Below are 12,024 nucleotides of genomic sequence, written 5' to 3'. Positions count from 1 at the left end.
TTTTTTTATGCTGTATTGCTATGCCGGCGTTTCTTATTTGTTAACGCTGGTAATGTATTTCTGCAGTGCCATCGTCATCGATGGTGTTTCGGGTGTCGGTGCCTTGATATCTATTCTAAGACCCGCTCCGGTTGCGGCGTCTACGGTAGAATTTCCAAATACTGCAATTCTTGTATCCTTTTGTTCAAAATCAGGGAAATTCTGCAGTAAAGACTCGATACCGGATGGGCTAAAGAAGACGAGTACGTCATAGTAGACGTTTCTTAAGTCGGATAAGTCACTTATAACGGTTTTATAGAATATGCCTCTTTTCCAAGAAATACCCAAGGTATCCAATAATTCCGGTTGTTCAGGTTTTAAAACATCCGAAGAAGGGAACAGGAATTTTTCGTCCTTGTATTTTTTAATAAGTGGTATCAACTCCGAGAATTGTCTTTTGCCTACATATATTTTACGTTTTCTATAAACCACGTATTTTTGAAGATAGTAGGCAACGGCCTCGGACTGGCAAAAATATTTCATGCTGTCCGGAACCTTGAATCGCATTTCTTCTGCAATCCTAAAAAAATGATCAACTGCATTACGGCTTGTAAGAATAATAGCGGTAAACTCTTTAGGGTCTATCTTCTGCTGGCGAACACTTTTCGCGTCCACAGCTTCTACATGTATAAACGGTCTAAAATCTACCTTTATCTTTTCTTTGTCAATTAGCTTGGAATAGGGAGAATTTTCCATTTTTGGCTCGGGCTGAGATACCAAAATCGTTTTTACTTTCATATGTCGCACTATTTGAGAAGGCTTCCTATTATTACTAAGGGTGCAATTTCGAGAGTGCAAAGGTACAAAATAAAATAAAAGAAATAGTTTGCAATGAAGTTTTGATAATTCTTCAGCACTAATACCCAACCAATTATATTAATACCTAAGAATAAGAATATCGTTATGAAAATCACAACGGTAGGACTGATCGTTACGTAAGCAAGTAATAGATTCGCCATGAAAAATAGGATGCCTCCGTAGTTCAGATAAGATGTTTTCTTAAATATGATTTCACTAATTGTGGATTGAGATCCAAAAATAGACCCGTTCGCTAATTGTAAGACGGTCTTGATAAGAAGGAATAAAAAAATACCTATCAGTACCAACGGAAATAAATAAGGGGAATCTCCAGCTCCGGAAGCCAACAAATGTTTGTTTACGAAGAAAAGGAATAACGCGGTATTGATGACTTGAAAAATGGTAAAAAGAACATGGAACCGATGGACTAGCCGCTCTTTTTTGTTGTACATGAATATATACTTGTTATTGAAAGGCAATACCATAAAATTCAGAAAACGAACGTAGTATAGACTCTTTGCAATAATCACGAAGATCAGACTACCGAAAATGAGCAGTGTAATCCAATCCAATGATTCGGGAGTTCTTAAAATGGGGTTCATTGGGCTAAGGATATGGGTTTTCCGTTAAGTCCAAAATACAGATTGTTCTCTGAAACAACTATTCTGAAATAAGCAGGATTCTTAATTTTAGTCGCTACCGGTGGAGCGATCTTTAAAAACATGGTATCCCTTGCTTGTAATAATCCGGTTTGTTCTTTTGTGGTTTCTACGGTCAAGGGGACTAGTTCTTTTACTTTTTTGTAGCGATCTAGATAGGCAACCCCAAACTTTAATTCATGTAACGGAATTTCAAAGCTATAAGGGTTATAGACCTTGAAATCGAGCATTTTTCCTAATTGTATAGCATCCTTTTCCATATCCATGATACATTGGAGTTTTCGGTACGAGCTGAAATTATCAATATAAGTACCGTAATACTTACCCCCATCTGCTTTGGTAAAGGTAAAAGGTCCTTCTTTGGCATATTTCGTTATATAGAGTATTTTTTTGCTTCTTACCGTTTCTTCAGTGTTGTCTATCGAATATTGGTTCTTTCGGAATCGTACATTGTTCAGTGAAAAAGAGGTGTTGCCGCTATAGAAAGCATACATGGATGCGTTTCTGTAGGAGTTTTCAAAAACGACAGGTGTATCCCTCGCCTCTTGGGCCACTTTGTTAACCCATTCCTTGTTTCCATGGGTTTCATAGTGCATATTGAACAATAAAGGCTGATGCACCAGACCAATGCGGAGGTAAAATATTATAATGATGTTGGCAAGTCCTAAACGATATATCCATTTCGCATTTGTTTTGTTTTGCATCATATACTCAAACACCAAAACAACCATGGGAATGCAAATAAGGATGACCCATTGTGTCTGTATCCTCCTGTTAAAGCTGGAGAGGAAGAAAAAGACGATGACACCATAGGTTAAAAACAGAAGCGCTTTATTGAATAGACCACTCGCCTTAGTTTTAAACAGGGCTTGGTATATGAACGGAAACGTTAGTCCAAAAATAGCTACCAAGTTCACAAAGAATCCCAAGGTATACTTCTCAAAACTGTAAGCACCGTTTGGGCGCTCGGAAATATGATAGTTTATAGAGACAAAGTCTTGTTGGTAGAGCCAATAAAAATGCGGGGCATAGCAAAACAATGCGATTATGACGGCATACCACGCGTATTTGTTCTTAACAAGCGCTAGGTTGGATAAGAGCACGAATATAATAACCAGTACTGCATGGTATTTACTGTACATTAAACAGGCCATTACAACGCCAAGCACAATCGACAGCCCTAAAGAGGGTTTGTCGATAAACTTCTTGTATACCAACAAAAAGCAGGAAGTAAAGAATAACAAAGGCGTATCCGGTAGGGTAAGGAACCCATACGCGTTAAGTAATGTCATCGAAAAAACCAGAACGAAAAAATGCGGGATGAATGTATTTTTTTTAGGGTGATCTATAAGTAACCACAAAACCAATATGTTCGCAACGGATAGGATGCTACTCATAAATCGTACGCCGAGCTCGCCATTAAAAAAAAGACTGCTTATTTTTATAAGCAAGGCTACCATAGGAGGATGGTCAAAATAACCCCAAGCCATATTCTGACTATAGTACCAATAGTAAGACTCATCGTAGATCAGTTCGGTGAAATATGATTGAACTAGATTGAGTACCAGGATAACGGCCAAAAAATAATAAAACTGCTTAGGTATCTCCTTTAACATGGTCGGTTTTACTTGGTGCAAAACTACAAATTCTGTACATCATTCAATTTTTAAAAAAATCATAAAGCTCTCGACCTTGTTCTTGCACCGGTATTAAAATAGTATTTTTGTTTAAATACGGTAGTATTTTATGGCCAACAGCATTGTAATAATTCCAACCTACAACGAAATCGAAAACATTGAACCTATTATCAGGGCCGTTTTTGAGTTGCCAAAGGAGTTTCACATCCTTATAGTAGATGATAATTCACCTGATGGTACGGGCGAGGCCGTTGCCATGTTACAAAAAGAATTTCCAGAGAAGTTATTTTTAGAAACCCGTACGGGCAAGTCGGGCTTGGGTACCGCCTATATACATGGGTTCAAATGGTGTATCGCGAACAAATACGAGTATATCTTTGAGATGGATGCCGATTTTTCGCACAACCCTACAGATTTGTTGCGCTTGCTTAAAGCATGCGAAAATGGGGCTGATGTCGCTGTTGGATCTAGGTATAAACAAGGTGTAAACGTAGTAGATTGGCCATTATACAGGGTGTTGTTGTCCTATGGGGCCTCATTTTATGTGAAAATGGTCACAGGTATGCGTGTAGATGACCCAACGGCGGGTTTTGTGTGTTACAAAAGGGCTGTTCTGGAGGCCATTGATTTGGATTCGGTGCGTTTTGTAGGCTATGCTTTTCAAATAGAAATGAAATTTAGGGCGTACTTAAAGAATTTTAATATACAGGAGATTTCAATTATTTTCAGGGACAGGGTACGTGGTAAATCCAAAATGAGTTCTGCGATTATTACCGAAGCAATTTGGGGTGTCTTTTCCATGAAACTAAAAAGTCTATTTCAAAGAAATAAGTTTTAATTATGACGAAAACACTTATAAAGAACGGAAAACTTGTCAATGAGGGCAAGATACAAGAGGTAGATATATTGCTGAACGGTGAGCTTATTGTTAAAATAGCCCCTGGAATCTCCGATGCGAAAGCCAAAGTAATAGATGCCGCCGGAAAATATATTTTACCGGGAATCATAGATGATCAAGTGCATTTTAGGGAGCCTGGCCTTACCCATAAAGGAACAATAGCCACGGAAAGTAGGGCAGCGGTTGGGGGCGGAATTACCACGTTCATGGAACAGCCCAATACCGTACCACAGGCCACTACCATAGAAAAGTTGGAACAAAAATTTGCTGTGGCAAGTAAAACCGCGTATGCGAATTACTCGTTTCCTTTTGGTGGAACCAATGATAACCTAGAGGAACTAAAACGATTGGACAAGAACTCTTGCTCCGGTATCAAGCTATTTTTAGGTTCCTCTACCGGTAATATGTTGGTGGATGACGAAAAGGTAATAGAGCAAATTTTTAGGAGTACCGATATGGTTATTTCCGCTCATTGTGAGGATGAAACTACGATTAGACGCAATTTAGCAGAATATATGGATAGGTACGGGGATGATATCCCTATGGAATACCATCCCCTTATAAGAAGTGAAGAGGCCTGTTATTTATCGTCGTCCCGCGCTATTGCACTTGCAAAAAAAACGGGAGCAAGATTACATGTGTTCCACTTGTCCACGGCAAAGGAAATGGATTTGTTTCGAAACGATATTCCGCTATCGGAGAAAAAAATAACAGCTGAGGTATGTCTACATCATTTATGGTTTTCAGATGCCGATTATAAGGAAAAAGGAGCGTTTATCAAATGGAATCCCGCAGTAAAGACGGCTCAAGATCGGGATGCTTTATGGGAGGCGCTTTTAGACGATAGAATAGATGTTGTGGCTACGGACCATGCGCCCCACACACGTGCGGAAAAAGAAAATGTATACACCAAAGCACCAAGTGGCGGCCCATTGGTACAGCATGCTTTGCCCGCCATGTTGGAAAAACATATAGAAGGCAGAATTAGTTTGCAAACCATGGTTCAGAAAATGTGCCATAACCCTGCCATATTGTTCCAAATAGAAAAAAGAGGGTATGTTCGTGAAGGTTTTTACGCAGATCTTGCGATTATTGACCTAAATAGTCCTTGGCAGGTAACCAGGGAGAACATAGCATACAAGTGCGGTTGGTCCCCTTTTGAAGGACAAATGTTCAAGGCTTCGGTTACGCATACCTTTGTCAACGGACATTTAGCTTATGAAAATGGTGTGTTCTCCGAAGAGCGAAATGCAAAAAGACTTACGTTCAATAGATCATGAAAAAATCTATAAGTATCTTATCGGTGTTAGTTGTCATGGTATCCTGTGTGCAAAAGCTAATCGAAAAACCCGAGAATCTCATCCCTAGGGACAAAATGGTGGCCATATTGGAGGAAATGGCCATTTTAAACGCGGGTAGGACAACCAATACCAAGATTTTAAAGGAAAACGGAATAGAGCCAACAACACATCTTTTTGAAAAATACGACATCGATTCCACCATGTTCGTGGAAAGCGACAGATACTACGCTTCCATCCCTTTGGAATACTTGAGCATGTACGAAGAGATCGAAGCCTCGCTAACAGAAAAGAAAGAGATTTTGGATGCGCAAAAGAAAATCAACGACAGCCTAAAGCTGCTAGAACGCCAAGCCTTGCAAAGGAAGAATGACAGTTTAAAGGCAATACCTAAAAAAATTGCTAACGATCAGAAATAAAATGTTCGGCACATAGCTGTATGGTATTTTCCAAGTCTTCAAACTCAAAATCAAGGGCCGCTTTAATTTTGGCATTGCTGTAAACTTTGGTATGCTGTAGGGAATAGATCGTGTTTTTGGTTATTCTCCGTTCGTTTCCTGCCAATACATTATTCAATATATCCAAATACCGGCCAATCTTTAGTTGCCATATTTTTAACTCCTTGACCGGTGGTTTTTTTTTCATGGCCAGCGCAATCCGGGTTAGTATATCCTTAAACGTCAAGTTATCTGCAACGAGAATAAAGCGTTCCTGCACAATATCGGATTTTAACAGACCGATCATAATTCTAACAACATCTGCAACGGTTACAAAACCGGTTCCTCCCGGCGGGTAATATTTGGAACCCTTGTTAGCCGCTTTAAAGAATTTTCCACTACCCGTTTCCCAAAAACCCGGCCCTAAAATAACACCGGGATTTACGATAACGACCTCAAGGTTCTCTTGTGATCCGCGCCAAACCTCCATTTCGGCGGCATATTTGGTCAATGCATATACGTTTGTGCGTTGCGCAGTCCATTCATTTTCCTCGGTGGCTTTCTTGTTGGGCAAGCTTCTTCCGATTGTCCCGATGGTGCTTACATAACAAAGTTTCTTTACCTTGTACGCTACACAGAGGTTAACGATATTCGCGGTACCCTCAACATTAATTTTCCGTAAAGTATCGAAATCATTGGGGTCAAAGGAAATTAAAGCTGCTGCATGATATACGTAGTGAATATCGATAAAAGCAATTTCCAAGGCCGGTATGTCCAGAATATCCGCTTGGATCCATTCAATTTTGTCAAATACTGCTTGTGGATCAGCTGTGTAATAGGAGAATGTTTTTTTTACTTGGGCCAGTTTGTGTTCCGTTCTGTAAATTGCCCTAACCTTTGTCCCGGAACGTACCAATTCCAATAAAAGATGTGAACCTACCAACCCTGTACCTCCGGTAACTAAAACCATAGCTCAAAGTTAGGGAATACATAGAAATAAATTCCCCATAATTTCAGGTAGATAGCCTGCGGATTTCCTTTTATATTTGCATAGTATCAAATAAAAATACGAATGACTTTGAATTTTGTTAAGGAATTGGAATGGAGAGGAATGTTACACGATGCAATGCCCGGCACGGAAGAGCATTTATTGGAAGGAATGCAATCTGCTTACGTAGGTATAGATCCTACGGCAGATTCCTTGCATATTGGTCATTTGGTAGGGGTAATGATGTTACGCCATTTTCAGTTGGCTGGGCATAAACCTTATGCGCTTATTGGTGGCGCAACCGGAATGATAGGTGATCCGTCTGGAAAATCTACAGAAAGAAATTTGTTGGACGAGAAGACACTGCGCCACAACGAGAAGGCATTAAAGGAACAACTTTCCCGATTTTTGGATTTTGAAAGTGATGCGGAGAATGCTGCGGTTTTGGTAAATAACTACGACTGGATGAAGGATATATCATTTTTGGATTTTATCAGGGACGTAGGAAAGCATATTACGGTAAATTATATGATGGCAAAGGATTCGGTTAAGAAACGTTTGTCCTCCGAAGCAAAAGAAGGTATGTCCTTTACGGAGTTTACCTATCAATTGGTACAGGGATATGATTTTTTGCATTTGTATAAAGAGCACAACTGCACCTTGCAGATGGGCGGCAGTGATCAATGGGGAAATATTACCACCGGTACCGAACTCATAAGGAGAATTGGTGGCGGTAAAGGTTTTGCACTTACATGCCCCTTGATTACGAAGGCCGATGGCACCAAATTTGGTAAGACCGAAGGTGGTAATGTTTGGTTGGATGCCAACAGAACATCGCCGTATCGATTTTATCAGTATTGGTTGAATACTTCCGATATGGATGCCGAGAAGTATATCAAAATTTTCACATTTATACCTAAGGGAGAAATTGAGGAACTGGTTTCCCAACATAAAGAAGCGCCCCATACGCGACTGCTCCAAAAACGTTTGGCAGATGAAATTACGGTAATGGTGCATTCTCAAGATGATCTGGATAATGCCGTTAAGGCAAGTGCCATTCTTTTTGGCAAGTCTACCGGAACAGATGTCAAAGGCTTGGACGAGAAAACCTTTTTAGACGTGTTCGATGGCGTACCGCAAGCGGAAATTTCTGCATCGGAACTGGAAAGTGGCCTGGATATGATCGCTGCGCTGTCGGCCAAAACAGGTTTTTTAGGGTCCAACGGAGAAGCGCGCAGAGAGTTAAAACAGAATTCAGTTTCCGTAAACAAGGAAAAAGTAAAAGAGGATTATTTAATAACGAAAGAAGACCTTATTAACGAAAAATTTGTGCTGTTACAACGGGGTAAAAAGAACTACTTTGTTCTGGTAGTTAATTAGGATTATCGAGGCAGCCGAAAGCATATAAAATTTAATTGCCAACGCAACCATTTGGAAGGTTTTACATCTTTTTTTAGGTAAACCTATAGGTTTTTAACATGAATAAGTTATACATAACCATTGTTGTCCTGTTTATGGTGTTCTCCTGTTCAGTACCGGATACTTCGGCATTTGAAGAAACCGAGCTGCAATTCGCAGACCAAAGATGGGAATTGGTTCGTATGTCCGGAAGTATGGCCAATTCTACAACGACAGGGGCGGATATGGAATGGCAGGAATACTACGTTTTTTGTCCGGACGGTAGGTTTCAGAAAGAAAGGGAAAGGGCCGGAGTTGTCTCTAAAGCCGCGGGCACTTTTGAAGTGGTGGAATATGAAAATGACGATGCCGATTATTTGGAGCTATCCTATACCGAGGGATATGGATTAATTGGAAATTGTTTTGGCGACCAAAAGGAAGTTTTGATATACAGGTCGGCCACCGAGATTTCGAATACTTGGATGGCCTGCGATGGTCCGGGTCTTGATTATGTTCTGGTGGCGGACTAAAGCACCATCAAATTACAGCCTCGGATATCGGAAGCATCAAACCTACCTATAATTTCAAAACTACCATCTTCATATTTCTTACCCAGATCTTGGGTGGCAATAAAAGAGCATGAGTTCCTGTTTGCGAGATCAATCACATTTATACCTCCTGATTTTCCCGAGGTTAAGTAGGTAAGTGGGTCTTCGGTGTCCCGCACTAATAACCGCATCCATGGCGGACAATTAAATACACCGTTTCCTTTGGAGTAGGCTTGTGAAAGTAGTTCCGTCATCCCGTATTCGGAATGTATTCGGTCAACCCCAAAACCTTTTTTCAGCAGCTTGTGCAGCTCTTCCCGTATAAGTTCTTTTCGGCGGCCTTTCATACCTCCGGTTTCCATGACAATCGTGTGCTTTAAATCCAGTTGATGCTGTTCACAAAAATCCAATAGGGCAAATGAGACCCCGATCAATAGGGTTTTGGTCCCTGATGCTTCTAATGCGTCTAAGTTATCTTTCAGACGGTTAAAATCATTAAGAAAAAAACCACTCTTAGGATGTCCGGATTTTTTTATAAGATCGTTTACCATATAGATAAGCGAGGAACCTTTCCGTTCCAAATACGAAGGCAATAAGGCAAGGATACAGAAAGAGGAAGGCTTGCTGTAAAATTGCTCAAAAGCGGCTAGGTAACTCTTCTCGTAAAGACCAATATCAGTCACAAGATGTTTGCTGGCGGTGCTTCCCGTGGTGCCACTGCTTGTGAAAATTGCCTGTGGGGAATCGGTAGTGCTTACGAGTTTTTTATTCTTAAAAAATTGAATGGGTAAAAAGGGTATGTCCTCCAAGTTGATGACTTTTTCTGGACTTACTTTAAGGTACTCGCAGAATGATTGGTATACACCGTTGTTGGTGTATTGAAAACGAAAGGTTTCTAAGGCGATGGCCAAGAACTCTGCCTCGGTCTTGATCTGAAACAGATGGTCGTTATGTGCTTCCTTTTCCATAGGAGCAAAGGTAGGAAACACAGGTAGATATAGAAACGGGAAGAGCTGTATTTAGTTTAGTTAGTATGCTGATTTTGGGTGTTGCTGCTTACGAATTAATTAAGTCAAAAGGCTGGTCTTAGCTTTAGTTTTAAAGGGTATGTTTTCTAGCTTTTATCCAAAGATGTTGGTTTAAAACATAACCAAATGGCTATCGCACAACAAGTTTGCGATTAATGGATTTATTGTTTTCAACGACTTGTACCATATATACTCCGGGTGACAGGCGAGAAATATCCAATGCCTTGTTAGAGATCCTGTCGGTAAGTACGAGTTCGCCAAATACATCAAAAACCCGTATTTGTTTTACTGCATTTTGTTCCGTGGTGACATAAACAATATCTGCCGTTGCAGGATTTGGATAGAGTTTAAAACCTGATATTTCAGTATTTTGGTTTTGTACCGGTAGCGTGTTATCCTGAGCCTGAATCGTAAGTGAAAAGCCTAGAAGTAGGATAAAGTAAATTTTTTTCATTTTGTATTGATTTGGGGTCAACACAGTAAAGGTACATCAGCAGTTTAGGGATTACCGGAAAATGTTGTGAAAGCTAGTATTTTGTAGGTCAATGGAATACGCTGCGTTTTTCATCGGTTTTTTTTGCCGATGGTCGACACTGAGTAAACTAAAGAAGAAACGGAAACGAGGGACAATTATTTGATAATCAACTTTCGGGTAGCTACTTTGTCTTTTTCAAAAACACGCAACACATAAACACCGGCATCAAGATCGCTTACGTTCAGTTCTTTGCGTAAAATGGTGGTTTTTAGCACTAGAGTACCTAGAACATCATAAATGAGAATTTCCTTAGCATCGTTGTTGGTAGTGGATATATAAACCTTACCTGTAGAAACCGGATTTGGGTACATTGTAAAACCATCTATGTCTCCTTTACCCTGAGCACTTTGCCCATAGCTAAAGGAAATAAACAAGAAGAAAATGATAAAGTAGATTTGCTTCATATATAGCTAGTTACAAATGCTATGCCACAAAGATAGAAAATCTATTGACCTATCGTAAAACTAGACTACTCTTTATTGTATTTTTTCGATGAAACGTAAAAAAAGCCCGAAAATAACGGGCTTTGTCCAATACAATAGTATTTTTTAATTAATACCCGCTGTCCAGCCGGCACCCCAATCAGTAACATTAGTTCCAGTTCCGTTCCCGACTCCGCTTACTAAATTATCTTCCGTTGCTGTTCCATCAATAGAAGTATTGACAGCAACATTGGTGAAAGTAACATCCGTAAAACGTAGTGTGCCGTCCAAAACTCCCGATGAGGTTGGTGTGGATGCTTCATCATCATCGACAGAAATACCTGTATTTTTACCTATGATAAGCACATTCGAAAAAGTTCCTTGTGTACCTGCTCTTAGCAAAAATCCTCTTGTACTGTCGTTGGTACCACTTTCACTCTCAATAGTAACGTTGGTCACCGTAGGGTTGGAAAAAGCTCCGGATGCATTCGTGAAATCGGTATTAAAACCATCACATTCAAAGGCCTCGTCCCCAATGCCGTTTCCTTGTAATACATAAGCATCCGTTATTGTTCCGTTATAGCCTTCCGTCCAGTCAATAGAATCATCTTCTGCATTTACAACGACTAAAAAACTTGCATTTACCGTTCCTCCAAAAAATTCGATACCATCGTCCGCACCCTCGAACGCCTGAATGTATTCTATGGTAGTTCCGTTACCTACACCATAAAATGAAAAGCCGTTGTTTTCTGATTGGCCATCTGCAGCGCCACCGGAATACTGTACGCGAACATATCTTAGAACACCGGAGTTATCGTCCACAATATTTCCGCCGTAAGGTAAATTTCCTATTTCGGAAGTCGCCGTAGATGTACCTGTAACCGAGTTTACGGGGGCTCTGCCCAAAAGAATGATCCCGCCCCAATCTCCGGCCGAAGGCGTAGTGGAGTTAGAGGTAAATATGATAGGATTGGAAGAGGTACCGTTCGCAATGATCTGCGCGCCCTGTTCTACCGCCAAGTACACATTAGGACCTGCCTGTGCTTTTATTACGGTGCCGGGTTCTATAGTGAGCACTGCTCCCGATGCTACTATGGTAGCCCCGTTAAGGATGTACTCCTTACTTGCTTCCAAGGTCAAATTTTCTGTAATGGATCCGGATGCCGGTGTTAATACGATGGTCTCCCCATCATTTTCTCCTTCGGTACCTGTGTTGTTGGTAACCGTTGTTACGCTATTGTCGGTGATGATAATATCTGCCGTATCATCTCGCTCACAGGAAAAAAATAATGAGGCTGCTATACCAAATACTAATACTTTGTTTCTCATGTTCTTTAGT

General features: G+C 40.4%; 13 protein-coding genes. 5 read left to right on the top strand and 8 right to left on the bottom strand.

Annotation, left to right across the window (positions count from 1 at the left end; translation table 11 throughout):
- Positions 1-33 precede the first annotated feature (33 nt).
- Genes ACFQZJ_RS15830 through ACFQZJ_RS15820 form a run of 3 tightly spaced genes read right to left on the bottom strand, consistent with a single transcriptional unit; the run spans position 34 to position 3,112 of the window.
- Positions 34-777: a uroporphyrinogen-III synthase gene (locus ACFQZJ_RS15830; RefSeq protein ID WP_379935849.1), complete on the bottom strand. Its 744-nt coding sequence runs from the start codon at positions 775-777 to the stop codon at positions 34-36.
- 8 nt (positions 778-785) lie between these two features.
- Positions 786-1,439: a DUF4271 domain-containing protein gene (locus ACFQZJ_RS15825; protein WP_379935848.1), complete on the bottom strand. Its 654-nt coding sequence runs from the start codon at positions 1,437-1,439 to the stop codon at positions 786-788.
- Entirely contained in the window at positions 1,436-3,112 is a 1,677-nt protein-coding gene (locus tag ACFQZJ_RS15820) for an ArnT family glycosyltransferase (RefSeq protein WP_379935847.1), read from the bottom strand. Before ACFQZJ_RS15820 ends, ACFQZJ_RS15825 begins: the two co-directional genes overlap by 4 nt.
- Before the next feature lie 130 nt (positions 3,113-3,242).
- Here ACFQZJ_RS15820 and ACFQZJ_RS15815 point away from each other — a divergent pair, with 130 nt between their 5' ends.
- Genes ACFQZJ_RS15815 through ACFQZJ_RS15805 form a run of 3 tightly spaced genes read left to right on the top strand, consistent with a single transcriptional unit; the run spans position 3,243 to position 5,748 of the window.
- Positions 3,243-3,971 carry a polyprenol monophosphomannose synthase gene (locus ACFQZJ_RS15815; protein WP_379935846.1) on the top strand — a complete coding sequence of 243 codons (729 nt, stop codon included), beginning with the start codon at positions 3,243-3,245 and terminating at the stop codon, positions 3,969-3,971.
- 2 nt (positions 3,972-3,973) lie between these two features.
- The gene (locus ACFQZJ_RS15810; RefSeq protein ID WP_379935845.1) at positions 3,974-5,311 is read left to right on the top strand and encodes a dihydroorotase; all 1,338 of its coding nucleotides are present in this window, start codon (positions 3,974-3,976) and stop codon (positions 5,309-5,311) included.
- Positions 5,308-5,748 carry a DUF4296 domain-containing protein gene (locus tag ACFQZJ_RS15805; RefSeq protein ID WP_379935844.1) on the top strand — a complete coding sequence of 147 codons (441 nt, stop codon included), beginning with the start codon at positions 5,308-5,310 and terminating at the stop codon, positions 5,746-5,748. Before ACFQZJ_RS15810 ends, ACFQZJ_RS15805 begins: the two co-directional genes overlap by 4 nt.
- On the opposite strand, the gene ACFQZJ_RS15800 is transcribed toward ACFQZJ_RS15805, so the two are convergent.
- A complete protein-coding gene (locus ACFQZJ_RS15800; RefSeq protein ID WP_379935843.1) occupies positions 5,732-6,736 on the bottom strand; it encodes an NAD-dependent epimerase/dehydratase family protein in 1,005 nt (334 codons plus the stop codon). The genes ACFQZJ_RS15805 and ACFQZJ_RS15800 overlap by 17 nt on opposite strands.
- 102 nt (positions 6,737-6,838) lie before the next feature.
- On the opposite strand from ACFQZJ_RS15800, the gene tyrS reads away from it, so the two are divergent.
- Positions 6,839-8,134, top strand: a complete 1,296-nt coding sequence (gene tyrS / locus ACFQZJ_RS15795; RefSeq protein ID WP_379935842.1) for a tyrosine--tRNA ligase — start codon at positions 6,839-6,841, stop codon at positions 8,132-8,134.
- Between the two features lie 98 nt (positions 8,135-8,232).
- The gene (locus tag ACFQZJ_RS15790; RefSeq protein ID WP_379935841.1) at positions 8,233-8,682 is read left to right on the top strand and encodes a hypothetical protein; all 450 of its coding nucleotides are present in this window, start codon (positions 8,233-8,235) and stop codon (positions 8,680-8,682) included.
- Here ACFQZJ_RS15790 and ACFQZJ_RS15785 read toward each other — a convergent pair.
- From ACFQZJ_RS15785 to ACFQZJ_RS15770, 4 genes are all read right to left on the bottom strand, one after another.
- On the bottom strand, positions 8,679-9,668 hold the full coding sequence (locus ACFQZJ_RS15785; protein ID WP_379935840.1) for a LuxE/PaaK family acyltransferase: 990 nt from the start codon (positions 9,666-9,668) through the stop codon (positions 8,679-8,681). The two genes, ACFQZJ_RS15790 and ACFQZJ_RS15785, sit on opposite strands and share 4 nt — an antisense overlap.
- A gap of 190 nt (positions 9,669-9,858) precedes the next feature.
- Positions 9,859-10,182, bottom strand: coding sequence for a T9SS type A sorting domain-containing protein (locus ACFQZJ_RS15780; RefSeq protein WP_379935839.1), 324 nt, complete (start codon positions 10,180-10,182; stop codon positions 9,859-9,861).
- Positions 10,183-10,358: 176 nt separating this feature from the next.
- Positions 10,359-10,667 carry a T9SS type A sorting domain-containing protein gene (locus ACFQZJ_RS15775; protein WP_379935838.1) on the bottom strand — a complete coding sequence of 103 codons (309 nt, stop codon included), beginning with the start codon at positions 10,665-10,667 and terminating at the stop codon, positions 10,359-10,361.
- Positions 10,668-10,811: 144 nt separating this feature from the next.
- A complete protein-coding gene (locus tag ACFQZJ_RS15770; protein ID WP_379935837.1) occupies positions 10,812-12,014 on the bottom strand; it encodes a multidrug transporter in 1,203 nt (400 codons plus the stop codon).
- Between the last annotated feature and the right edge of the window lie 10 nt (positions 12,015-12,024).

The organism is Maribacter chungangensis, assembly GCF_042676845.1.
GTDB lineage: Bacteria > Bacteroidota > Bacteroidia > Flavobacteriales > Flavobacteriaceae > Maribacter > Maribacter chungangensis.
The sequence above is the reverse complement of the archived record's forward strand: the minus strand, read 5'-3'. Positions and strand labels throughout refer to the sequence as shown.